Here is a 22,544-nt window from a genome sequence, read left to right as displayed (position 1 = left end):
CCCATGTCGGCCGGAACTCCCCCCATCCCGGGTCCGCGGGGCCCCCACGTCGCGGGCCCCGGCCGTGCACCGCCCGGAGGTGAGGCGTCGCGCGGCCGTTCCGGTCAGGCCGTGGGCCGGTGGACGGCGAGCGCCGCGGGCCCTCCGTCCTCCGCCCGCTCCGCCGACAGGGCGCACAGCGCCGACCGGTCGACGCAGCCGGTCTTGGCCATGAGGCTCGCCATGTGCTTCTCCACCGTCCGGGGCGAGATGCACAGCCGCTGGGCGATCTGCAGGTTCCCCGGGCGTTCCAGGAGCAGCACGAACACCTCGTACTCGCGCGGTGTGACGCCGGCGGTGCGCAGCTCCGCGGGGATCCGCTCGCGGCCGCCCCGGCGCTGCGGCACGCTGACGCCGGCCTGCCGCAGCAGTGCCCGGCAGGCCCCGGCCACCGGTGGGACGCCCGCCTCGTGGAAGTACTCCTCCGCGGTCCGCAGCCAGGCGACCGGTTCGCCCCAGCCGTCCGCGAGCGCGGCCTCGGCGACCAGCCGGAGGGCGAGGTGCCAGGCCTGCGGGAACACCGCCGCCGCACGGCCGGCCTCGTCGACCGCCCGGCGCGCGCCGGCCGGATCCCCTGACCTGCCGCGCAGGACCGCGTCCGCCATCCCGAGGAACAAGCGGTTCCACGCCAGTTGACCGCCCGGCGAGGCGAGCGCCTCCCGGTACGCCTCGCGGCCGCCGTCCCCGCCGTCGGGACCGTCGCCGTCGAGGATCCGCAGCAGGGGGCGGAGACCGTACCGGCCGCTGAGGTAGAAGAAGCTCGGGTGCTCCCGCTCCCAGGCGCGTGCGGTGTCCAGCTCGGCCGCGGCCCGCCCGCGGTCCTCCGCCATGAGCGCCCCGACGGCCTGGCACAGTCCGCGCTGCAGCGGTACGAGCATGGACTCCTCGCCTCCCGCCCGGCGGAACCGGGCGAGGGCGCGCTCCTGTTCGCGGGCCCGGCCCCGGTGGGCGGCGAGCGTGGCGTCCACGAGGAGCAGGTAGCGATGGGCCGAGTGGTTCTGGAGGCGCGCGCTGGCCTCCACGGAGCGGTCGACGATCTCGCGGGCCCGGTCCCACCGGCCGGCGAGGACGCTCTGCATGGCGAGCAGTCCGTCGACGGTCTGGAGCACGGTGAGGGAGCCGAGCTCGTGCGCGGCGGCCCGGGCGGTCTCCAGCTGGGTGGCCTCGCCGGTCCGCATGAAGGCGTTGGTCCCGAGCCGGACCAGGGCCTCGGCCCGCGACACCGCGAGCCGGTGCTTCTCGGCGACCTCCAGCATCCGCGCCAGACAGGCGTCGGCCTCGTCGAAGCCGCGCCGGCGGGACAGCAGGGCGAGGAGCTGCCACGCCTGGCAGGCCACCACGGGACGGCCGCGCTGCTCGGCGGTGAGCGCGGCACTCCTGGCGGAACGTTCCGCCTGCCGCAGCCGGTCCCGGCCGCCCCGCTCCCGGGCCCCGGCCCCGCGGTCCCGGTCGGCGGGGTCCAGGCCGGCCGGCTCGCCGTCGTCCTGATCGGGGAGGAGGGCCAGATGGCCCTCGACGACCACGAGCGCCGCCTCCTGCTCCGGGCGTGGCTCGGCCCCGAGCAGGGCGCGGGCCGCCCGGATCCGGCGGCGGGCCTCCTGCTGCTGCTCGGCCATCGTCGCCACCCAGGCGACCTGGGTGTGCGCCTGGGCCCGCTCCTCCGCCGCGGGGGACCCGGCGGGCACCGGGGCCAGGTCGTCGAGCAGCGCCGACGCCTCGTCGACCCGCCCGGACTCCGCCTGCGCGATGGCGAGTTGTACGGTCACCTCGTCCCGCTCCCCCTCGGCCGCGAGGCCCCGGGCCCGTTCGAGGAGGACGGCCGCGGAGCCCGAGGCCCCGGCGTCGAGCATCTGGCGGCCGACCTGGGCGAACTGCCGGGAGGCCGCGACCTTGTCGCCGGCCGCGAGGCGCAGGGTGGCCACCAGCTGGCTCTGCTCCCCGCTCGTCCCGTCAGCGCCGCCGCCGGTGAGCGACGCCCCGGCGTGCTCCTCGATCGCCGATGCCGCGCGGCGCGCCAGCGCGGCCTGCTCGGCGGGCGGCAGGGACGCCCTGAGCGCGTCCGCGGTCAGGACGTGGCGAAAGGTGTAGTGGTCGTGGGCGGCTCCGTCCGGGGCGATGATCCCTGCCTCGGAGGCGGACCGCAGGTGGGCGAAGAGGGCCCGGTCGTCCAGTCCGGTCACCGCTCTCAGCGCGCCGACCGAGAACCGGCCGCCGAGCGTCGCGGCGATCAGGAGGAGTTCGCGCACCGGCTCGTCGAGCCGGGCGAGCCGGCGCGCCCAACTGCGCACCGCCCCCGTGGGGACCGTCGCCTCGCCGTGGTCGGCGAGGAGCCATCCGTCCTCCGCCCGGCTCAGCCGCCCGAGGTCCAGCAGGTCGGCCAGCAGCACCTCGACCAGGTACGGGTTCCCGCCGGCGCGCTCCGCGAGGTGCCGGTGCGCCGCCGGGGGCACCTCGCCGGGGGCGGCGTCCAGGCAGGCGTCCACCATGGTGCGTACGGCGGTCTCGTCGAGCGGCCCCAGCTCCGTCACCGAGGCGGAGTTGCGCAGTTCGGCGGCGAGCGCGAGGTCGGCCGCCGGTCCGGGGTCGGGCCGGAGCGTCCCGACCAGCAGGACGGGGAGGTCGGCCACGTTGTCGGCGACGTACTCGACGACCGCGATCGTCTCGGTGTCGGAGTCGTGCAGGTCCTCCAGGAGGATCACGCAGCCGCGCTCGCGGCCCAGCACGGCGAGCAGCCTGAGCAGCGCCTCGGCCAGCTCGACGAGCGAGATCGTGTAGCCGGGCGTCGCCGCCGCGGCCCGCCATTCCGGCACGAGGCCGGCCAACGCGGGCCGGTAGGGGTCGAGTTCCGGGTCGTCCGGTGCGCCGGCCGCCCGGAAGCGCGAGGAGAGCGCTTCGGCCAGGGGCCGGAAGGGGACGACGAGTCCGGTGGAGGTGGCGCGCCCGCGGAGCACCGGCATGTCGTGGTCGTAGGCGCGGAGAGCGCACTCACCGGCCAGCCTGGACTTGCCGATCCCCGCCTCGCCGACGAGGAACACGGCCCGTCCGGCCCCCCTCCGGGCGCTCTCCAGGGCATCGTCCAGTAACCCGATCTCGGCGTCCCGCCCCACGATGACCGACGACGTCGCACGCATGTCCGCAGGCTACTTGATCCTTTTCGTGCACGGCAGTGGGCCGGAGGCTCCCGGCCCACACCGCCTTCGCGTCAGGACACGGTGATGGTGCCGGTGGTGTAGGGCATGTCCCACGAGGCGACCGCTTCCACATCGGCCGTGCGGAGCAGGCGGCCGCGCCGCCCGAGCAGGCCGCCGGTCACGAGCGTCACCTCGCCGATCGGGTCGTCCTGGGCCGCGGCCTCCGCGCTGGCGCCGCCGTTGACGTACGTCACCGAGTCACTGATCTGCATGGTCCTCACTCGTCCTTCGTGTCCGCGGGAGTGGTGGTCGTGCCCTTTGGTGCCGGTGGTGCGAGTGGAGCGGCGGTGCTGGTGGTGCAGTCGGTGGGGGTGGAGCGGTCGGTTCGGGTGGTGCAGTCGGGGCGGTCGGCGCCGGTGGAGCGGTCGGGTGCGGCCGGTGGGGCTCCCGGTTCCCGTCCCCCTACGTTCCCCGCAGGAGGAGGAGCGACGGTACGCGTTCCGGGAAGCCCGCCCGGAGGAGCCCGTGGCCGATACCCGCGAGTCCGGTCAGCAGACCGGGATGCGGGACTCCGTCCGGGGCGCCGCTCCTGGCGTCGTTCTCCTCCACGGACGCCAGGAGCGCCCCCGCGCGGCGGATCCAGTGGGCCCGCGCCTCGGGGAGCGCCGGGTGGCCGAGGAGTTCGCACAGACCCGCCTCGCCGTGGCAGAGGCTGTCGTCGGGGGCCGCGCCGCTCCGCCCCAGCCGCTCGGCGGTCGCGCGGGCCCAGGCGGCCGGCCGCGGGTCCGCCAGGGCTCCGGGGGCGTCCAGCACGGCGAGCGCGATGCCCGCGTCCCCCCGGCACCAGGCCGAAGCCCTGGCGGCGGCGGGGCCGGCGTCCGGGAGAGGGGCGGGGACTCCCCTGCGGTCTCCGTCCTCTCCCGGCGCCCGTCCCTGATCATCGGCGCCGACGGCGGCGCGGAGCGCGGACAGTCCCGCGAGCCGGTACCGCTCGGCGGCCGGACGCCCGGTCCCCGCGGCGCCCTCCGGTCCCGCGCCCCCCGCGGCCGGGCCGGCGGCCCGGGCTCCGGCGCCGGTGCGGTCCGGCCCCGCGGCGCCGGCCCCGGCCCGGGCCGCTTCCTCGGCGGCGGCCTCGGCGGCGGCCTCGGCCTCCGCGTACCGCAGGAGGGCCCAGCCGATGCCGGCGGCGCCGTGCGTGAACCCCCGGCCGCGCGGGACGGATCCGGAGTCCGCCGGGCCGGTGGTGGAGCAGGCGGCGAGCAGCCGGTCCGCGCAGGCCCGCGCGGCCCGGGCGAGCCACGCGTCGGCGCCGTCGCCCGTGCCGGCTCGCGCCCCCGCGCGGTTCGCCGCCCCGCGGTCGGTGCGCGCCGGGCGGCCCGCGGAGAGCAGTGCCGCGAGACCGCCGGCGAGCCCCGCGCCCACCCCGTGCTCCGCTTCGGTCGCGGTCGCCGCGGCGGCCAGCCGCAGGGCTCCCTCGGCCCAGTCGCCGACCTCCGGATCGCCCAGCAGGCGCCCCGTCTCGCCGAGGGCGTACGCGATGCCGCCGAGCCCTGAGAGGGCCCCGGAACCCACCGCGCCCAGCTCCTCCGGCCGGGCGCGCAGCACGTCGAGGAGTCCGGGGACCGGCGCCAGGGCCGTACGCGCCGCCTCGGCGTAGTGCGCGGCGCCGGTCAGCGCGGACAACTGGGCGAGGAACAGCGCGGGTCCGGTGTAGCCGCCGGCGAGGTCGGCGGCCATCGGACCGATCTGCCAGTAGCGGTCGTCGAGGAGTTCCAGGCCGATCCAGTTGCTGCGCGGTCCTTCGCGGTAGGCGAGCGAGACCAGCTGGTCGCCGACGGACCGGGCCGCCGAGAGCAGGCGGTCCGGCTCGGGTGCGCGGCCCGCGGTACGGGTGCGCCGGACCGCGGCCGGCCGGTGCGCGGGGACCCGCGAGGTCGTCGCCATCGCGGCCCGCACGATCCACTCCTGGTCCTGCCGGTCGACGGTGTCGAGGGCGCCCAGTCGCGCGGCGACGCGGTCGATCCCCGGCGGCTCCGTCCGGTCGACCGGCGGCCGTCCCGGCGTGCCCCGGAGGCCGGCGCGGCCCGGCCGCGCGGTGAACAGCGGCACGTCGCCCGACCACAGCTGGGCGATCTCCTCGTCGACCACGCGGGACGGGAGGAGGGGGCCGAACTGCTCGGTCCGCAGGGTCTCCAGGACCCGCTGCCGGGCGTCCGCGTCCTTCAGGAGGTCGGGGTGCGTCGACTCGTCGAGCAGGAGCGTGTACACCCAGGTGGGGCGGAGGACCACCCGCACCTCGTCCTCGGCGAAGGCCCGCAGCGGACCGCCGGGGCGCAGCAGTGCGTCGCGGGCCGCGCCCACGGCCGTGTAGGCGGCCCGGAACCCGGCGCAGAGGGAGTCGACATGGGCGCCCGGGTCGACCGGCCCGCCGTCCGCGACGCGGGGCAGGTTGGCGGACTCGCCGAACGTCCCGGCCCTGCGGACGAGCCGCATCCGGTCGGTGCCGGCGTCGGCGAAGTCGGCGCGTTCGACGGGCGAGACGCCCGCGCGGCCGCCGCCGACGGCCGACACGTCCAGGGCGCTGTGGTCGCCGAGCAGGAGCTGTGGGAGCAGCCCGACGCGGTACACCGAGTCGTGCAGCGCGCGGGCGGCCGGGTCGGCGGTGGCGGAGCCCGGCAGCGGCGGGTGGAACAGGGTCTCCACGTCGACGAGTACGGGGTGGGCGCCGGCGGCGATCAGGTTCTCGTGGTGCAGGTCGGTTCCGTCGAGCAGGTGGAGCAGGGCGAGCAGCGCGCCCTGGCGGCGGTAGAAGGTCTCGATCTCCGCCGCGGAGTCGCAGGGGCGTGCGGCGACGAACTCCACCCATCCGTAGGCGCCCCGGTCGAGCAGCCGCAGGGTGCGCAGGTCCGCGGTCCCGGGGAGCGCGTTGAACCGGTCGACGAGCGCGTTGAAGCGGCGGTGCACGGCGAGGGGACGGGGCTTGTAGACGAGCCGCGTGCCGTCGGCGAAGCGCAGCAGCATCACGCTGCGCCCGCCCCGGTGTCCGTCGCCGGCGCCCGGTTCGACGCCGACGAGCGGTCCCGGGTCGCCTGACCCGGCGAGGGGGCCGGAGGCCGTCAGGAGGGCGCGGTCGTCCGCGAGCCGCTCCAGGGCCTCCGCCACGGCGTCCGCGGCGTCGATCGCGGTGCGCCCGAGGATGCGGGCGAGGACCGGGCGGCCGGCCAGCAGGTCGGAGAGGCCGCGCCGGGACGCGGTGCGGGCCAGGAAGTCCCGGAACCGGGCCCGCGGGTCCTCCCCCGCGAGGCGTCCCGCGCCGCGCGCCTCGTGGAGTTCGAGGACGAGGGTGCGTGCCGCGGCCCGTGCCAGTCTGCCGTCGAGCCGCCGCTCCAGGTCGTCGCGTACGGCGGTCAGGTCCACGCGCTCGCGCGCCCCGCGGGACAGGCGCCGCTCCAGCCGGTCCCCCGCGCAGCGGGTGAACGGACGCAGGACCCAGGCGAACCCGCTGAGACCGGGCAGGGGGCCGGTGGGCGGCGCGGCGGCCGGGCCTCGTCCGTCGCTCGCGGGGGCGCGGCCCTCGGGCAAACCGGCGGCCGCGAGGTCACCGTCGGCGGGGGCGGCTCGGGGGGCATCGGCCACGGCCGTCGCCGGGGCGGCGGCCACGGCCTCCTCGGCCAGTTCGGCCCAGTCGGGGCGCTCCTCGGCCGCGTCGCCGCTGACGAGTCCGCCGTCCCACCAGCGCTCGACCGCGGACAGCGGGTTCGCCGCCCGCTCGTGCCCGGCTGTCACCGCCATCGCTCCTCCTCGCACCGCCTCCCGGGCGGGTGCTCCGGGCCGGAACCGATCCTCGTACGGGGTGGGCCCGCGGGGCATGGGGAACGAGCCCCCATGTTTTCGCCGGTGCGCGGCCGGGCGGTCGGCGGCGCCCCCGTCCGTGGGGGACGCCCGGCCGGGGGGGGCTGTGCCCCGGCGGGGGCGGGCCGTCCGTGCGGGGCACCCACGCGCGGCCCGGGGCGGCGCGGCGGTCGGGTGGGCATCGGGGGCGGTCCCCCGTGCCGTGGGTTCGGTGACCGCCGTACCGCGCGTTCAACGGCCGTCGTGCAGCAGGATGTAGGCGTGGCCCTCGTCGGGGTCGCCGTAGGTGACGTACAGCTTCGGTCGTTCGGCGTCGCCCGAGACGAGCCAGTCGTCCATGGTGCAGCCGTCGACGGACACCGTGACCCGCTGGGATGCCGGCCCGGTCCCCGGGTCGTAGGTCCACGTGCCGGCGCCCGTGCACGGGCGCACCCGCGGCTCGAACGGTGCCGCGTGGTCGAAGGTCTCGACGCGGGTGGTCGTGGCCCTGCCGTCCGCCGCGAGGGTGAGCGTCCCGCCCCTGCCGTCGGACCAGGTGCCGGCCACGCGTGCGGCGCTCAGCCGCGGGGGCTCGTATCCGACGCCGGCGTACAGCGCGATCCCGGCGAGCGTGAAGGCCGTGACCACGGCGAGCGTGCCGTACAGCGCCACCCGTCCGAACATCGCCCGGACCGAGAGGCGCGGGCGCCGCGGAGGCAGCATCCCGCGGGCGGCGAGAGCCGGGGCGGTGAGCGCCGCGACCGCCGCGAGCCAGCCGACGAGCGCGGCCACCGGACCGGCCTCCGCCAGGACGGCGAGGACGAGCACCGGTACGGCGGCACCGGCGGCGGCCAGTGTCGGAACCCACCACCACACGTCGCCCGCGGACGTCCGCCGCCCGAGCCACCCGGCAGCGGCCAGGAGCGGCATGACGAGCCCGAGGGACAACGCGGCCCCCACGCCGGCTCCGAGCGGGAACACCACCAACAGCAGCAGGATCCCCAGGGGGTTGTACGTCGGCCCCGGGGCCTCCTGGGTGTCGCCCCAGACGACGAGGGCCGGTACCGCGACCACCGCCTCGACGAACAGCACGGCCATCGAGGTCAGCAGTACCTCACCGAATCTGTCGCCCATCCCGGCCGGACCGGACCCCGCAGTTTCTGAACGCATTCAAATCCCCTCCGGCGCCCATCCTCCCGCATCCCGGACGGGCCCGCTCCACCGGGTCGCCCCACCCGTGGAACGGCGGCTCCGGCGTCCCCTCAGGTCCCGGCGGCGACCGCCGGCTCCTCGCCCCGGGCGATGCCGAGGGTGGCCAGCAGGTCCTCGTGGAGTTCCATCCACACCGTGTGGCAGGAGTCCTCCTTGACCCGGTCGACCCAGGACAGCTCGCCGCGCCGGACCCTCGCGAGCGCGCCCGTGAAGCGGGGACCGTACCCGGCGAAGCGGTCGATCCGGGCCCCCAGCTCCTCCGTCAGCCCCTCGATCACCCGTCCCAGCGCGGTGAGTTCGTCGAGCACCCGCCCGTCCCAGACCGCGTCCCCGTGGTCGTTCACCGCGAGCCGCCCCGTGCCGTCCGCCCGCACCTGCCAGTCCGTGCAGGCCCGGAGACAGCGGGCGTTGTGGGCGAGGAAGGTCTCGTAGCGCTGCCGGACGAAGGGGCCGAGCCCCGCCCGCGCCAGCTCCCCGGCGAGCAGGCGCTCTCCCTCGGCCCGCCCGGAGTCCGTCAGGGTCCAGCCCCGCGTCCCCGCGAACGCGCGCCGGGTCACCCAGCCCCTCGCCTCGTGGTCGAGCAGGGCCTCCCCCACCACCTCGGCGTCGAGCCCGTAGCGCGCCGCCGCCTCCGCGTCGTCGGCCACTCCCTTCAGCCGGACCGCGTGCAGCGCGAGCAGCTCGGGGGCGGAGACGACGGGGCCGGCCGAGGGGTCCTGGAGATCGCTGGGGTTCACCACACGTCAGAGCATAGGTCGCCGGGTCCGGGCCGGGACCTGCCCGGACGGGACGGGCCTCGCCGGATCAGCCCGGCGACGGCCTGCGCACCAGGAGCAGGGCCACGTCGTCGGTGCGGTGGGCGCCGTCCCTGACGTGCAGGGTCAACTCGTCGGCGAGGCTGTCCAGATCGGGCGCGGAGGACACCCCGAGCCGCTCCGCCAGGTCCGCCGTCGCGGTGCCGATGTCCAGGCCCGGCGCCTCCACGAGACCGTCGGTGTACAGGGCGAGGACGGAGCCCGGGTCCCAGGGGAACTCCACCGTCTCGTACGTGACGTCGGTCGCGATCCCGAGGAGCAGCCCCGGCGGGACCGAGAGCACCTCCGCGCCGCCGTCGGCCCGGCGGAGCAGCGGCGGCGGATGGCCCGCGCTCGCCAGCCGCAGCCGGTGCCGGGCGAGGTCGAACTCGGCGACCAGGCAGCTGGTGAAGCGGTCCGCGTCCAGATCGTCGAGGAGCCGGTTGGTGCGCGCCAGGATGTCGCCGGGCGACGCCCCGGCCGTCGCGTGCGCGTGGACGGCGGTCCGCACCTGTCCCATGAGCGCGGCGGCGGTCGTGTTGTGCCCCTGGACGTCCCCGATGACGGCCACCACCGAGGCGGGGGTCGCGCGGACGAGGTCGTAGAAGTCCCCGCCGATGTCCATGCCGTGGCCCGCCGGCAGGTAGCGGGCGGCGACGTCCATCCCCGGCAGCGGGGCCAGGCTGTGCGGCAGCAGCGCGGTCTGGAGGCTGCGCGCCATGGAGTGGTGGGCGTCGTACAGCCGGGCCCGGTCCAGCGCCTGGGCGATGAGCCCGGCCAGCGAGGTGAGCAGCGCGCGCTCCGCGGAGGGGAAGGGGCGCGGCCGTGCGTACGAGAGGATCAGCGAGCCCACGGGACGGCCGGAGGCGATCAGCGGGAGGAAGGCCCAGGCGTGGCGGCCCTCGTAGCGCGGGGCGTGCGGGTGGGCGCGGCGGAGCTCCTCGTAGCTGGGGAAGAAGAGCGGGACGCCGGTGGAGAGCACCTGGGCGTCGGCGACCGGCGCGGTGAGCGGTTTGCCGTCGTAGCGGTCGACGAACGCCCGGCTGTAGCCGCGGTGCCCGATGACCCGGAGCCGGCCCTCGCCCGCGGTCATCACGACGAGGCCCTCCGGACCGAACGCGGGCACGATCTGGTCGGCGACGAGCTCGACCACGTCGCGCACGCCGGCCGCCTCCGCCAGGGAGGCCGCGAGATGCATCAGCTGGTACACGGCGGTGGCACCGACCGGTTCGCCGGGCCGGGTCGGGAGCACCGGGACGGTGCCGGGCGCGTGGCGGGCGGCGGCCCCCGGGAGGGGCGGCGCGCCGGCGGAGGCCGGCGGCCCGGGGGCGGGTGTCGGGTCCGGCGCCGTCGCGGCCGGGGGCGCCGTCGGCGATCCGGACGGGGGTCCGGGGCCGGGCTCGGGTCCGGGGGCGTCGCTCTCGGGAGGCGGGGGCCCGGCGGGCGGCGCGGCCTCCTCCGCCGTGGGGACGATGAGGACGCTGATGCCGGTCGCGTCGGGATAGAGCTCGAAGAGCAGCGGCCGCTCCGGTCGGCGCGCCACGACGAAGGACGTCGGCCGGCGTGTCACGACGGCCGCGCGGTAGCGGTCCTCGAAGGCGGGGTCGTTCAGCCACAGCAGCGTCTCCCAGGGCCGTTTCCCGAGGAGAGCGGCCGCGCCGGCGTTCACCAGCTCGGCGGCGGCGGTGTTGATGAAGGTGATGCGGCCGTCGAGGTCCAGGGCGCAGCACCCCACGGGCAGCCGCTCCGCGAGGTCGAAGGCGGCCGCCGCGAGCGCGGGATCGGCCTCGGAGGGGCGCTCGGGGTGCACGACCAGCGGCTCGGCGGGGTGGGGCGGCGGGGGATCCTGGTCGGCGGCGCGCCGCAGCAGCCGGGCCGCGAGGCGGCAGTGGGCGTCGAGCGTCGCGTGTTCCCGCGCGTCCAGCTGCGGCGGGTGCGACACCGGCCAGAGCAGGACGACACCGCCCCACACGGTCGTGTCGTCGGCGACGGGCGCGGCCGCCAGCATGAAGTCGTAGGGCAACACGATGCCGATCCGCGGATAGCGGTGGGCGATCTCCTCGCGGCCGCCCAGCCACACCGTCCTCCGCTCCCGGATGGCGTCGGCGACCGGGATCGGGGAGTCGGCGGGGATCCGCACCCAGGGGGCGGCGATCTCCCGGGAGAGACCCGAGAGGAGCACCAGGCGCAGCATCCGCTCGCCCGGGACCAGCAGGTAGACCAGCCCCACCGAGGCCTCGGTGTCGCGCATGAGGCCGGTGAGCACGGCGGCCATCCGGCCGTCGGCGAAGACGTCCTCCGGCCCGCTGCCCGCACTCCCGCCCACGGGCCTCACCCGCCCCCGGCGCTCGCCCGCGCGACGCGACGCGGACCGGCGACCGGAGCGCGGCGGGGGTCCGGGGCGGGACCGTGGCACGGGTCGAGAGCAGGAGCGCGGCGCCGGTCGGCGGCCGGAGCGCGGCGCGGGTCCACGGCCGGAGCGCGGCGCGGGTCCACGGCCGGAGCGCGGCACAGGACGGCGACCGGAGCACGACGCAGGACCGCGGCCGGAGCTCCGCGCGGGTCGGCCCACGTCACCGGGCCCGGCGGCCCGGTACGCGGTCGTCGGCGGCACACGCGCCCGTCACGCATATTCGGACGATACGTCGGCCGCCCGGCGACCGCGCGACGGAGCCGGGGCGTCCGGCGGCGCACCCCGAGGCAGCCCCCGGGGCCGCCGCCGGTCCGGCTGCCGCTGTTCGGGGCATCCCAGGAGCGGGCCCGCGCGCGGCGCACGGCCCCGACCGGATGCCTGGCCGTCAATGGGCGGTGGTGGCGGCCGGTGGCGGCCGCCCGTGACGGGAGAGGCGGACACGGTGACCGTACGACCCATCCCCGAGGGGTACCCGCGGGTCACTCCCTACCTCTGCGTCGACGGGGCCGCGGCGGCGATCGACTTCTACGTGGCCGTGCTCGGCGCCGAGGAGCGCATGCGGATGCCGGCCCCCGACGGCAGGATCGGCCACGCGGAGCTCGCGCTCGGGAACTCGGTCCTGATGCTGGCCGACGAGTTCCCGGACATCGGGTTCCGCGCCCCCTCGACGATCGGCGGCACGCCGATCACCCTCCATGTGTACGTGGAGGACGTCGACGCGGTGTTCGCCCGGGCCCTGGCCCGCGGCGCGAAGGAGCTGTCGGCGGTCAGGGACGAGTTCTACGGCGACCGCACCGGCCGGTTCGAGGATCCCTTCGGGCACCGCTGGAACGTCGCCTCCCACGTCGAGGACGTGTCGGACGAGGAGGTGGCCAGGCGGGCCGAGGAGGCGCTGGAGTCCCTGGACACCGGGGCGGACGGCACCTGACCCACCGGTCGTACGGCCCGCGGTCAGCGGCCGTACATGCCCCGGCACAGCTCCGCCGCGCCCATGGGGGCGTCGATGTCCTGGGCCTGGCGGCACAGTCGGCGCATGGCCGGGTCGCCGTCGGCCGCCGGCCGCGACCCGCGCGGGGCGGCGGGCGCCTTCGGGCGGGGTGCCGCCCGGTCCTTCGGCCCGGACGCACGCGGCCTCCCGGCGGACGGCCGCGCCGCCTCACGCTCGGTCCGCGCGGTCCGGCGGGCCGCCGGCGGCGCGGTCCGCCGTTCCGTCGCGGCCCCGGCGGCGGGACCGGCCTGCTCGCGGGATCCCGGCCGGGCCCGCGGCGTGCCGGACGGATCTCCGGGGAGGGGTTCCGTGACGGCGATCTCCTCGTGCGGTACGGGCTGCGCGGGAACCGGCCAGGCGGGAAGGGGGACCGGGGGCCGCTCCGCGGCCGGCGCGGGACGGCCGGGCGCGGGCCGGGGCTCGGGCGACGGCGGACGGGGAACGGCGACGCAACCGGCGGTGAGGAGGACGGACAGCAGCAGGAACGTCGTGCGGCGGGGGTGCATGGGGATCACCGTGCCCGATCCGGCGCGGTGCGCGGGGGCGGCACGGACCGGGTCCACCGTCACGGGTGAACCCGGTCACGGCGGGCTGCCGGCGGGGCGGCGGGATCCGCGGGGTCGTCCGCTCACTCCCCCCGCAGGGTGGTGACCAGCTCCCGGGGCAGGCCGTGCGTGTCGTGGAGGTAGTGCAGGTCCTCCTCGTCCAGCGGGCCGCGGAACCGCGGCCGGGCGAGCACCTGCCGGCCGCGCTCCAGGAGCCGCCGGAACCGGCGTTCCTCGTCGAGGAGCATCCGGCGCACCTCGCCCGGGTCCGTGTCCTGGCGGAAGTGGTCCAGGGTGTGCTCGACGAGCCCGGGCGGCAGGTCCCCGACGCTCCGCGTCGGATCGTCCCGCCACAGGGCGGTGAGCACCCGGCGGACCAGTCGGCGCAGCACGTAGCCGCGTCCGGTGCTGCCCGGGCGCACCCCGTCGCCGCCGATCACGACGGCCGAGCGCAGATGGTCGTGGACGAGCCGCCGGGTCGGTTCGTCCAGGGTCCAGACGCCGGGGACGAGCCGGCGCCAGGGGTCGAAGACGTCGCAGTCGAAGACGGACCGGTTCCCCTGGAGCAGCGAGGCGAGCCGTTCCAGGCCGAGTCCGGTGTCGACGTTGCGCTGCGGCAGGGGGCGGAGGGAGCCGTCGTCGAGGCGCCGGTGGCGCATCGTCACGTGGTTCCACACCTCCACCCAGCGCTCGTCCCGGGTGGGCGTGGAGCGGGGCGGGCTGTCCCCGCTCCACAGGAAGATCTCCGAGTCGGGGCCGCAGGGGCCGGTCGGCCCGTTGGACCACCAGTTGTCGGTGACGGTGAGCTCCACGGGGACGCCGCGGCTCTGCCAGAGTTCCAGCGAGGCGCTGTCCTGCCCGGTCCGCTCGTCCCCGGCGTACACGGTGGCGTGGAGGAGGCCGGGGTCGACCCCGAGCCCCTCGGTGAGCAGGTCGTATCCCCAGGCGAGGCTCTGGGGGCCCTCGTAGTCGCCCAGGGACCAGGTCCCGAGCATCTCGAAGACGGTCAGATGGGTGGCGTCGCCGACCTCGTCCAGGTCCGTGGTGCGCAGGCAGCGCTGCACGTTGACGAGCCGCCGTCCTCCCGGGTGGGGGCGTCCCTCCAGGTAGGGGGTGAGCGGGTGCATGCCGGAGGTGGTGAAGAGGACCGGGTCGCCGGGCGGCGGCAGCAGGGTGGATCCGGTGATGCGGTGGTGCCCGCGCTCCTCGAAGTACTCGACGAACGTGCGGACGAGGTGCTCGGTCTTCATGGGACGACTCCTTCGCGTACGGCAAGGGAGGCGCCGGAGAACGGGCCGGCACGGTCGTCGAAGCGGGCGGAGAGCGCCGCGGAGCCACCGGCGGGCCGTTTCCGGTCGCCGGGGGGAGGGGGGAAGGTCAGGCGGCGGCAACCGGCGAGCTGGTCGCTCGCGCGGTCGCGGTGAGGCTTCGGCCGGTGACGTTCATACGCACGACCGTAGCGCGCCGCCACTCCTCGGGCACCCCGTTTTCGTGTCGCGGGAGGCGGGTCCCTCGGGGCGGGTGCCAGGGGGCGTCCTGCCGGCGAGCCCGGCCCGACCGACGGGACACCGCCTACGGGGTCCCGCCGGGTTCCTTCTCCGCGCGGTGGCCGCGTCGCGCGTCGCGGTCGAAGATGCCGAGGATCTCGCACGGGCCGCCCTCGGCGCCGATGGCGTGCGGCAGCATCGTGGGGAACTCCGCGGCCTGGTTGGTCTCCACGCGGAAGCGGCGGTTGCCGAGCAGCAGGACGGCGGTGCCGGAGAGGACGACCAGCCACTCGCGCCCCGGGTGGGCCCGCAGGCGCGCGGGACTGTCCGGCGGGGGTTCCGTCATCCGCTGGCGTACGACGGTCATGCCGGGCTCCGCCTTGATGGGCCAGCGCATCAGCCCGTGGGCCCCGTCGATCATCGGGCTGGTGACGACGTCGTCGGTGGCCGTCTCGACCAGCTGGTCGAGCGTGGTGTCCAGGGCCCGGGCGAGGGTGACCAGCTGGTCCAGGGCCAGACGTCGCCGGCCGTTCTCGATCCGGCTCAGGGAGGACTGGCTGAGGTTCGCGCGGGTGGCCAGTTCCTCCAGGGACCAGCCCTGGGCGACCCGCAGGGCGCGGATCCTCTTGCGCACCAGGCTGTCCAGCTCGCCGTCTTCTTGCGTCATAGGCATCATCGTATGCCCGCTCCGCAAGGTCTGCCTACCGTCGGGGCATGCATCCGAACCAGCCCGTCCCCCTTCGACGCCCGGCTCGACGGCGTGCCGCGGGAGATCGCCGGCACCGCGCGCGAGGGCGTCGCGAACGCCGTCGAGGCGGCCGGCCGAGCCGGTTCCCACGGACCGGCGGTGCTCCGCGCGGCCCGGGAGTCCTTCGTCGACGGCCGGCAGCAGGCCATGTGGGCGGGCGTCGCCGTGATGGCCGTCCTGCTGCTCTCCGTCCTGGCCCGGCGTCCCCGGTCGTCGGGGGTGGAAACGCCTGGGAAGAATGACGACAGTGTGCGCAGAATTACGGAACGTTCTCCGCAGGGATCGTTTCCTTCCGCATGAAGCTGTTCTGAATACTGGTCAGGAACAGTTGAGGGGTTGACGATCGTGCCTGGCGGGCAGGTTTGGAGGGCCGTGGGCCGGGCATCGTCCGGCGTCACGGCAGTGCGGCCGTCGCCACGAGCGGGAGAACACACAGCCCACCGCGTCCCTCCGCGGCCGAACGAAGAAGGAGGTTGGTCCCCATGACCGTGCGCGCTCCCGAGCAGCCCCGTCTGTGGATGCCCTATCCGCTGCGGGTGAATCCGTATCTGTCGGCCCTGCACGAGGAGAGCGAGACCTGGGCGCGCGCGATGGGCATGCTGGACGGCCCGGAGGGGCCGTCGGACCACCCCCCGATATGGACCCGCGCGCAGTTCCACGCCATGACGGTCGACCAGTTGACCGCCTGGGCCCTGCCCGACGCCTCGTTCGCCGACCTCCGCCTCAACCACCGCTTCAACATCTGGGCACTGGCCTGGGACGACTACTTCGCCGCCGCCTTCAAGCAGACCGGTGACCTGCCCGGCGCCGTGGCCTTCACCGCGCGGCTCCACGAGTTCCTGCGGCCGGACCACGGCACCCGGACGCCCGAGCCGACGAACCCGGTCGAGCGGGGCATCGCCGACCTGCAGCGGCAGTTCTTCCCGCCCCGACTCGCGCACTGGCGGCACGAGTTCAACCGCGCCCTGGTGCGCTACGTCGACGCGGGGGTGGAGGAGCTCGCCAACAGCCGCGGCGGGCGCGTCCCCCATCTGATCGAGTACGCCCCGTTCCGGCGCGAGAGCTTCGCCGCGCACACCGCCCCGTACTCCGTCGAGCTGGCGACCGGGGCCCGCATCCCGGAGCAGATCCGGTACAGCCGGACCGTGCGGGCCCTGCTGGACGCGTTCATGGACTACATGGGACTGGCCAACGACCTCGCCTCGTACGAGCGGGAGGTGCACGAGGAGCACGACGTCAACAACCTGGTCGTCGTCCTCGGGACGTCACTGGGCATCGCCCTGCACGACGCCGTACCTGCCGCGCTCAACCTGGTGAACACCCGGCTGCGCGACTTCGAGCACCTGCGGCAGAGCGAACTGCCGCAACTGGTAAGGCGGTCGGGGCTCGACCACGAGGAGCGGGCGGAACTGGAGACCTGGCTCCAGGGGGCGTGCGGCTTCCTCTCCGGCCTGCACGCCTGGTACACGGGGGCGCCCCGCTACGCCGCCGCCGACCTCTCGGTCCCGGAGCAGCGGCAGCGCTCCTGACGCGCCGAGGGGGACACCGGCGGACCGGGCCGGCAGCCCCCTCGACGGGGGTCCTCACCCCCTGCGGAGCAGGCGCTTGAGCCGCGCCCGCCACGAGGGGCGGGACGCGGGCCGGTGCTCGGGCCCGGCCCCGGGACCGGCCGCGGCGGTCTGCCACGGCGGCGCCTCGGGCATCCCCACGCTCGGCGCCGGCGGTGCCGGCAGCGGGCTGGGGACGTCGAAGTGCTGCGGCGCGCGGGCGGCGAAGCTCACCGGCAGGGCCGTCAGGTGCCGGGCCCAGGTGGAGGAACGCCAGGCGAGGTCCTCCTCGGGGACGGACAGGGCGATGTCCGGCAGCCGGGTGAGCAGGATGTCGATGCCGGTGTCGGCGATGATGCGGCCGATGTCCTGGCCGGGGCACTCGTGGGTGCCGGCGCTGAACGACAGGTGCGCCCGGTTGTGGTGCACCGGCGTCGAGGGGTCGGGCCGGATGGCCTCGTCGACGTTGCCCGCGGCGAGACCGAGCAGGAGCATGTCCCCCGCCTTGATCTGCTGCCCTCCGAGGGTGGTGTCGCCGTTGGCCCAGCGGCCGGGGCACACCATCAGCGGGGGCTCGTCCCAGAGGACCTGCTCCACCGCCTCCGGCAGGGTCATCTGCCCGCCGGCCAGCGAGCCGCGGAAGCGCGGGTCGGTGACGACCATCCGCAGCACGTTGGACATGAGGTTGGCGGTCGTCTCGTACCCGGCCAGGAGGATGAGACGCAGGTGGTGCTGGACCTCCTCGTCCGAGAGGTTCGCCGGGTGCGCCATCAGGGCGGACGCGATGTCCTGCCCCGGGCGGACCCGCTTGGCGTCGACGAGCTGCGCGAGGCTCTCCAGCACGTAGGCGTTGCTGGCGAGCGAGGTCTCGGTGGCCTTGAACAGGTCCCGTGCGGCGTGGACGAGTCGCGGTCCCGCCTCGTCCGACATGCCGAGCAGGTGGGTCAGCGTCAGCATCGGGACGTGCTCGGTGAACTGGCCGACCAGCTCCGCCTCGCCGTCCTCGCAGAACGTGTCGATGACCTGGTGGGCGAAGCGGGTGATGTGGCGGCGGATGCCGCGGTGGTCGAACTGGCTGAGGCCGGCGGTGACCGCGCCGCGCAGCCGCTGGTGCTCCTCGCCGTCCGCGCAGACGCAGTCGGGGCGCCAGCCGATCATCGGGACGAGCGGGGAGGTGGCGGGGTCGATCTCGCCGCTGCGCCAGCCGTGCCAGACCCGCGGGTCGCGGGAGAACTGGGTGGGCCGGCTGGCGACGTCGCGGTTCTCCAGGTAGCCGAGGACGAGCCAGGCGCGGACGTCCCCGTCGAGCAGCACGGGCGCCACCGGGCCGTGCTTGGCGCGCAGTTCCTCGTACAGGCCCATGGGGTCCGTCTCGGCGGCGCCGCCGTAGAGGCGGGTCGCTCCCCCGGGTCCCGTGGCGACGTGGGCCGGACAGCCCGGCGGGGGGATCGTCCCGGGCGTCTCTGTGGTGTGTTCGGCGGGTGGGAGGGTCATACGGTCTCCTGGGCGGCGGCGAGGTTACTCAGGTAGACCATCAGCGAGAGCAGGGCGTCGCGGCAGGACGCCCGGTCCCGTGCGTCACAGGTGACGATGGGCACGGACTCGCTGAGGGCCAGAGCGGTGCGCAGGTCGTCTACGGGGTGGTGCGGGGCCTCCGGGAAGGTGTTGACGGCGACGACGAAGGGGACGCGGCGGTCCTCCAGGCGGGTGATGACCTCGAAGCAGACCTCGATCCTGCGGGTGTCGACGAGCACGACGGCGCCGAGCGCGCCCTCGAAGATGCCGTTCCACAGGAACCAGAAGCGCTCCTGCCCCGGGGTCCCGAACAGGTAGAGGATCAGCTCCTCGTTGATGCTGATCCGTCCGAAGTCCATCGCGACGGTGGTGGTGTTCTTGCCCTGGGCGCCGGGGTTGTGGTCGATGCCCACACCCGCCTGCGTCATGGTCTCCTCGGTGGTCAGGGGCGGGATCTCGCTGACCGCCCCGACCATGGTCGTCTTGCCGACCCCGAAGCCTCCGACGACCACGACCTTGACGCCCCTGGCACTGTGGGGCAGCGGCATGTCTGTGCCGCGTGGGCCGGCATCGCGTACGTCAGAGCTTGCGTAGTCCATGGATCACCGCCTCCAGCAGGCCGCGTTCGGGGAACGCCGCGACGGGCACGGGTGCGATGGCCTCGACCCGTTCGTCCTCGACGAGTTGGGAGAGCAGCGTGGTGACGACGCTGAACGGAAGGCTGAGGTAGGCCGAGACCTCGGCCACCGACAGCGGATAGGCGCACATCGTGAGGATGGCGGCCTGCTCGGGCTGCATCGCCGCGTCGGGCTCGGAGCGCGTCGCGATGAGGGTGACCAGGTTGAAGGTGTTGGCCGCGGAGCCCGAGCCCCCGGTAATGACGTAGAGCGGAACGGGATCGGTTTCATTCCAGGGGTCCTGGTTCTCCGATGTCACATCGCCTGCCCGACGTCCTCACGAGGAGGGCTGGTCATGTGCTGGCCGATCCGCACGACCAGGGTCCGCATGCGGTCGCCGAGCAGACCGGCGTCGACCTGGTCGTCGGCGAGGACCGCGAGGTAGGCGCCGGGCCCGGCCGCCATCAGGGAGAAGTAACCGCCGTCGGCCTCGATCCCGACCATCCGCGTCGAGCCGTCCCCCTCGGGGAACCGCTGGGCGATGGCCCTCGCCAGGCTCTGGATGCCGGAGCAGGCGGCGGCGATCGCGTCGGCCGTGTCGGGCTCCGTGTTCGACTGCCCGATGCACAGGCCGTCCGCCGACAACACGACGACGTGTCGTACGTACGGGACGCCGCCCACGAGCTCCTTGAGCATCCAGTCCATGTTCGGCAGTGGCAGCATGTTACTCGACCTCATCTGAAGGCTCGCTGAGTGAAGGGGAGGGAGCGGCGGCCCCTCGCTTGTCGCCGTTGAAGGCCTCCCACATCAGACCCGGCTGGCGGGTCGTGCCGGTGGGCCGACGGGACGCGGAGGGCGCGGGGGGCGTGGGGCCCACCTGGACGATCGGGGTCTGGACGGGGGTGTCGCGGCGCCGCTGCGGGAGTCCGTTGACGGTCTTCCCGACCTCGGCGGACTCCTTCGGGACGTCGACCGGGGGCGTCGGCCGGGGCAGGACCGGGCCTCCCGTGCGCCGCCGGGCGGGCGGCTGCGGGTAGCGCACGGCGGACTGCGGCACCGTGGTGATCAGATTGCGCGGGACCAGGACCACGGCCCGGACGCCTCCGTAGGCGGAGGTGCGCAGGTCGACCTCGCAGCCGTGCTCGCGGGCCAGCCGGCTGACCACGGGCAGTCCGAGCTGGGTCACCTCGCCGAGTCCGGCCAGGTGGATGCCCGACGCCGACTGGGCCATGATGCGCTCGACGCGCTGCCGGACCTCCTCGGTGAGTCCGACGCCGCGGTCCTCGATCTCGATGGCGATGCCGGAGGGCACCTCGCTCGCGGACACCTCGACCGGGGTGTGCGGGGGCGAGAACGTGGTGGCGTTGTCGAGCAGTTCGGCCAGCAGGTGCATGAGCGGCTCGGCTCCGGGGCCGACGACGGCCACGGCGGTCACCGACTGGAGCTTGACCCGCGGGAAGTCGACGATGCGGGACATGGCTCCGCGCAGGACGTCGTAGAGCGGGATCGCCTTCGACCACTGCCGGCCGGGGCGGGCGTCGCCGAGGACCGCGATGCTGGCCGCGAGGCGGCCGATCAGGGCGGTGCGGTGGTCGACGCCCTGGAGACCGCGGGAGACCACGAGGTCGGTGCCGTGGAGGATCTGCATCGCGTGCAGGTCCTTGGCGAGCTGGTGCACGATCGCCTGGACGCGGCGGGCGACGGCGACGAGGGCGCGCTGCGAGGCGTCCCTGGTGTACTCCTCGGCCTCCACGGCCTCCAGGAGCGTCTGGAGGGCGCCGCGGACGGCTTCGGTGAACTCCTCGTCGAGGTGCTGGCCGAAGTCGACGGACCGCAGGATCTCGGAGGCGGGGTCGCCCTTCTTCATGCGGGCGACCGCGGCCGGGAGCAGTTCCTCGGCGAGCCAGACGGTGGTGGCGCGCTGGTCGGCCAGCCGGCCGAGGAGTGCGGCCTCGCGCTGCGCGTAGTACTCCTGCGCGTCGACGATCGCGCGCTCGTGGCGCGCCGCCTCTCCCGACCGCAGTCGGCGCGCGGTCAGGGCGGACGTGACGGCCGTCAGCGCGACCGCGGCCAGTCCGCACCAGGCGACGGGTGTCCGTATCTGCGCAGAGGAGAAGAGAAACGCCAGGGCAAAGGCTCCGGCCAGAACTCCGGGGGGAAGGAGCCAAACGCGATCGACCGCGGGTGGCCGGGCTCTGGAAAACGAACCTGCACGAACCATCAAGGGGTCCCTAATCAGTCTGGAACGAACGGACTGAGGTGATGCGATGCACCGACCGGAACGAATCGGGCTTCATTCGGGCGAGTGCCCTTTTCCGTCCGCGTACACCACAGCGTTCATGACTCGCTGTGACCGCAGCGCAACACACGGGGGAGCATAGTCAGTTCGGGTTCGCCATGGGCCCGTGCTGGAAGGGCTGCCTCCAGTGGTCAATCTCGACTCATATAACGACCGTTCACTGCTCGGAAAATGCAATGAACCGATCACATCGAGGCGCCTATTCATCAGATTTCACGGCCTCCGAACAGACGACCGCCTTGCGCGCACCCCCCTCCGGGACGCGGGAACGGGCGACTCCCCGACCCGTCCCCTGTGACGTGCGCCACGCCTTAAAAGTCCTTTAAGGAGCAAGGTCGCGAAGAGACCGGTTTGCGGTGGTCGGACGGCAGTTGACGCCCCCTTTGAACGATGGTCAAGATCTCCACGACTTCACCCCACCCCACCCGGCTTCTCCTCATCTGGAGCACTCGATGCGCCACAGGGCTGCCCTGACCACAGCGGTCACGACCGCGCCCCGGGAACCCGCGCACCCGGAGCACCCGTCCGACCACGTCTTCGGGATGATCGCCGGGCCGGACCTCGTCGGCGCGGGGGTACGCGGGCAGGACGTCGAACTCTTCGACGCCCCCGTGACGCTGCCGCGGGCCACCGCGCACGCCGCCGCCCCCTCCTCCGCCCCGCGGCGGTCCCGCGCGGACCGCCCGGCACCGGCCGCGCGGCGGTCGGCCTCGCTGCCGCTGGTGGTCACGGGCGTGGTCTCCGCGGGGCTCGCGGGGGCCCTGACGGTCTGGCTCTCCGCGGAGCCCGAGCCCGGCCCGGACGCGCCGCCCGCCCTCTCCCTGCCGCTCCCCGACCTGGCGACGGCCGTCGCCCCCCGCCCGATCCGCTCGTCCGACGCACCCGCCGCGTCCGCCGCGTCCGGGGCGGGCACGCCCGCGACCTCCGCGCGGATCACCCCGCCCGCGATCCCGGCGCCCTCCACGGCCGCCCCATCGCCGTCGGTTCCGCCCCGCTCCCCGGCCACGCGCACACCGGCCCCCGCCCGCACGACCGCGCCTCCCCCGCCGCGGTCCCCCTCGTACCGCCCCCGGCACTCCCCGCGCCCTCCGCACCCCGGGTCGAGCGATCTCGCCGTGGGCAGCACCGGCCCCGAGGTCGCCGACCTCCAGCGGCGGCTCCAGCGGCTCTCCCTCTACCTCGGTTCGGCCGACGGCGTCTTCACCGCGTACGTGGGCGAGGCCCTGAGCCGCTTCCAGATCGCCCGGAACATCCCGGAGCGGCCGGGCGTCTACGGCCCCCTCACCCGCTCCGCCCTGCGGGCCGAGACCGACTGAGTCCACCCACCACCACCGCACCCCTCGCGCCACCTCCCGCGCCATCCAGACAAGGACCAGCA

General features: G+C 75.4%; 18 protein-coding genes. 4 read left to right on the top strand and 14 right to left on the bottom strand.

Annotation, left to right across the window (positions count from 1 at the left end):
• Positions 1-104: 104 nt before the first annotated feature.
• From ACY0MR_RS31895 to ACY0MR_RS31870, 6 genes are all read right to left on the bottom strand, one after another.
• Positions 105-3,170, bottom strand: a complete 3,066-nt coding sequence (locus ACY0MR_RS31895) for a helix-turn-helix transcriptional regulator (RefSeq protein ID WP_404083212.1) — start codon at positions 3,168-3,170, stop codon at positions 105-107.
• Positions 3,171-3,241: 71 nt separating this feature from the next.
• Positions 3,242-3,442 carry a hypothetical protein gene (locus ACY0MR_RS31890; protein WP_473556797.1) on the bottom strand — a complete coding sequence of 67 codons (201 nt, stop codon included), beginning with the start codon at positions 3,440-3,442 and terminating at the stop codon, positions 3,242-3,244.
• Positions 3,443-3,632: 190 nt separating this feature from the next.
• Positions 3,633-6,962, bottom strand: a complete 3,330-nt coding sequence (locus ACY0MR_RS31885) for a type 2 lanthipeptide synthetase LanM family protein (protein ID WP_473556794.1) — start codon at positions 6,960-6,962, stop codon at positions 3,633-3,635.
• A gap of 291 nt (positions 6,963-7,253) precedes the next feature.
• Positions 7,254-8,135, bottom strand: coding sequence for a hypothetical protein (locus tag ACY0MR_RS31880; protein WP_473556792.1), 882 nt, complete (start codon positions 8,133-8,135; stop codon positions 7,254-7,256).
• 128 nt (positions 8,136-8,263) lie between these two features.
• Positions 8,264-8,953, bottom strand: a complete 690-nt coding sequence (locus tag ACY0MR_RS31875) for a transcriptional regulator (RefSeq protein WP_404083204.1) — start codon at positions 8,951-8,953, stop codon at positions 8,264-8,266.
• Positions 8,954-9,017: 64 nt separating this feature from the next.
• Positions 9,018-11,282 carry a SpoIIE family protein phosphatase gene (locus tag ACY0MR_RS31870; RefSeq protein WP_473561939.1) on the bottom strand — a complete coding sequence of 755 codons (2,265 nt, stop codon included), beginning with the start codon at positions 11,280-11,282 and terminating at the stop codon, positions 9,018-9,020.
• A 580-nt stretch (positions 11,283-11,862) separates the two neighbouring features.
• Here ACY0MR_RS31870 and ACY0MR_RS31865 point away from each other — a divergent pair.
• A complete protein-coding gene (locus ACY0MR_RS31865; RefSeq protein ID WP_473556788.1) occupies positions 11,863-12,348 on the top strand; it encodes a VOC family protein in 486 nt (161 codons plus the stop codon).
• Positions 12,349-12,371: 23 nt separating this feature from the next.
• Here ACY0MR_RS31865 and ACY0MR_RS31860 read toward each other — a convergent pair whose 3' ends face one another.
• The 3 genes from ACY0MR_RS31860 to ACY0MR_RS31850 all read right to left on the bottom strand — a co-directional run bounded on the left by ACY0MR_RS31860 (position 12,372) and on the right by ACY0MR_RS31850 (position 15,107).
• Positions 12,372-12,914, bottom strand: coding sequence for a hypothetical protein (locus tag ACY0MR_RS31860; protein ID WP_392862530.1), 543 nt, complete (start codon positions 12,912-12,914; stop codon positions 12,372-12,374).
• Between the two features lie 122 nt (positions 12,915-13,036).
• Positions 13,037-14,203: an alanine--tRNA ligase-related protein gene (locus tag ACY0MR_RS31855; RefSeq protein ID WP_473556786.1), complete on the bottom strand. Its 1,167-nt coding sequence runs from the start codon at positions 14,201-14,203 to the stop codon at positions 13,037-13,039.
• A gap of 322 nt (positions 14,204-14,525) precedes the next feature.
• Positions 14,526-15,107 (bottom strand): helix-turn-helix domain-containing protein, encoded by a 582-nt coding sequence (locus ACY0MR_RS31850; protein ID WP_388796636.1) that lies wholly within the window; start codon positions 15,105-15,107, stop codon positions 14,526-14,528.
• A gap of 12 nt (positions 15,108-15,119) precedes the next feature.
• Here ACY0MR_RS31850 and ACY0MR_RS31845 point away from each other — a divergent pair, with 12 nt between their 5' ends.
• The gene (locus ACY0MR_RS31845) at positions 15,120-15,488 is read left to right on the top strand and encodes a hypothetical protein (RefSeq protein WP_473556783.1); all 369 of its coding nucleotides are present in this window, start codon (positions 15,120-15,122) and stop codon (positions 15,486-15,488) included.
• Between the two features lie 182 nt (positions 15,489-15,670).
• Positions 15,671-16,717, top strand: a complete 1,047-nt coding sequence (locus ACY0MR_RS31840) for a terpene synthase family protein (RefSeq protein WP_473556781.1) — start codon at positions 15,671-15,673, stop codon at positions 16,715-16,717.
• 54 nt (positions 16,718-16,771) lie between these two features.
• Here the strand turns inward: ACY0MR_RS31840 and ACY0MR_RS31835 are convergent, their stop codons facing one another.
• From ACY0MR_RS31835 to ACY0MR_RS31815, 5 genes are read right to left on the bottom strand one after another with little or no spacing between them, the layout of a single operon-like run.
• The gene (locus ACY0MR_RS31835; RefSeq protein ID WP_361858635.1) at positions 16,772-18,229 is read right to left on the bottom strand and encodes a cytochrome P450; all 1,458 of its coding nucleotides are present in this window, start codon (positions 18,227-18,229) and stop codon (positions 16,772-16,774) included.
• Positions 18,226-18,849 carry a GTP-binding protein gene (locus ACY0MR_RS31830; RefSeq protein ID WP_361858632.1) on the bottom strand — a complete coding sequence of 208 codons (624 nt, stop codon included), beginning with the start codon at positions 18,847-18,849 and terminating at the stop codon, positions 18,226-18,228. Before ACY0MR_RS31830 ends, ACY0MR_RS31835 begins: the two co-directional genes overlap by 4 nt.
• Positions 18,830-19,186, bottom strand: coding sequence for a DUF742 domain-containing protein (locus ACY0MR_RS31825; RefSeq protein WP_361858629.1), 357 nt, complete (start codon positions 19,184-19,186; stop codon positions 18,830-18,832). The genes ACY0MR_RS31830 and ACY0MR_RS31825 overlap by 20 nt, the downstream gene beginning before the upstream one ends.
• On the bottom strand, positions 19,183-19,590 hold the full coding sequence (locus ACY0MR_RS31820) for a roadblock/LC7 domain-containing protein (RefSeq protein WP_229312772.1): 408 nt from the start codon (positions 19,588-19,590) through the stop codon (positions 19,183-19,185). The genes ACY0MR_RS31825 and ACY0MR_RS31820 overlap by 4 nt, the downstream gene beginning before the upstream one ends.
• Before the next feature lies 1 nt (position 19,591).
• Positions 19,592-21,088, bottom strand: coding sequence for an ATP-binding protein (locus ACY0MR_RS31815; RefSeq protein WP_388796631.1), 1,497 nt, complete (start codon positions 21,086-21,088; stop codon positions 19,592-19,594).
• A gap of 530 nt (positions 21,089-21,618) precedes the next feature.
• Here ACY0MR_RS31815 and ACY0MR_RS31810 point away from each other — a divergent pair.
• Complete coding sequence (locus ACY0MR_RS31810; RefSeq protein WP_473556776.1) at positions 21,619-22,482, top strand: peptidoglycan-binding domain-containing protein; 864 nt, start codon at positions 21,619-21,621, stop codon at positions 22,480-22,482.
• Positions 22,483-22,544 lie beyond the last annotated feature (62 nt).

The organism is Streptomyces sp. JN8 (genome assembly GCF_055808075.1).
This window is presented reverse-complemented; position numbering and strand designations above follow the sequence as displayed.

What these genes read in the sequence shown, in the direction of transcription:
- ACY0MR_RS31830 (WP_361858632.1), bottom strand. Translation starts at nt 18,849, where the DNA reads ATGGACTACGCAAGCTCTGACGTACGCGATGCCGGCCCACGCGGCACA.
- ACY0MR_RS31890 (WP_473556797.1), bottom strand. Translation starts at nt 3,442, where the DNA reads ATGCAGATCAGTGACTCGGTGACGTACGTCAACGGCGGCGCCAGCGCG.
- ACY0MR_RS31880 (WP_473556792.1), bottom strand. Translation starts at nt 8,135, where the DNA reads ATGGGCGACAGATTCGGTGAGGTACTGCTGACCTCGATGGCCGTGCTG.
- ACY0MR_RS31860 (WP_392862530.1), bottom strand. Translation starts at nt 12,914, where the DNA reads ATGCACCCCCGCCGCACGACGTTCCTGCTGCTGTCCGTCCTCCTCACC.
- ACY0MR_RS31815 (WP_388796631.1), bottom strand. Translation starts at nt 21,088, where the DNA reads ATGGTTCGTGCAGGTTCGTTTTCCAGAGCCCGGCCACCCGCGGTCGAT.
- ACY0MR_RS31835 (WP_361858635.1), bottom strand. Translation starts at nt 18,229, where the DNA reads ATGACCCTCCCACCCGCCGAACACACCACAGAGACGCCCGGGACGATC.
- ACY0MR_RS31840 (WP_473556781.1), top strand. Translation starts at nt 15,671, where the DNA reads ATGACCGTGCGCGCTCCCGAGCAGCCCCGTCTGTGGATGCCCTATCCG.
- ACY0MR_RS31870 (WP_473561939.1), bottom strand. Translation starts at nt 11,282, where the DNA reads ATGGCCGCCGTGCTCACCGGCCTCATGCGCGACACCGAGGCCTCGGTG.
- ACY0MR_RS31855 (WP_473556786.1), bottom strand. Translation starts at nt 14,203, where the DNA reads ATGAAGACCGAGCACCTCGTCCGCACGTTCGTCGAGTACTTCGAGGAG.
- ACY0MR_RS31895 (WP_404083212.1), bottom strand. Translation starts at nt 3,170, where the DNA reads ATGCGTGCGACGTCGTCGGTCATCGTGGGGCGGGACGCCGAGATCGGG.
- ACY0MR_RS31810 (WP_473556776.1), top strand. Translation starts at nt 21,619, where the DNA reads ATGCGCCACAGGGCTGCCCTGACCACAGCGGTCACGACCGCGCCCCGG.
- ACY0MR_RS31850 (WP_388796636.1), bottom strand. Translation starts at nt 15,107, where the DNA reads ATGACGCAAGAAGACGGCGAGCTGGACAGCCTGGTGCGCAAGAGGATC.
- ACY0MR_RS31885 (WP_473556794.1), bottom strand. Translation starts at nt 6,962, where the DNA reads ATGGCGGTGACAGCCGGGCACGAGCGGGCGGCGAACCCGCTGTCCGCG.
- ACY0MR_RS31820 (WP_229312772.1), bottom strand. Translation starts at nt 19,590, where the DNA reads ATGCTGCCACTGCCGAACATGGACTGGATGCTCAAGGAGCTCGTGGGC.
- ACY0MR_RS31845 (WP_473556783.1), top strand. Translation starts at nt 15,120, where the DNA reads ATGCCCGCTCCGCAAGGTCTGCCTACCGTCGGGGCATGCATCCGAACC.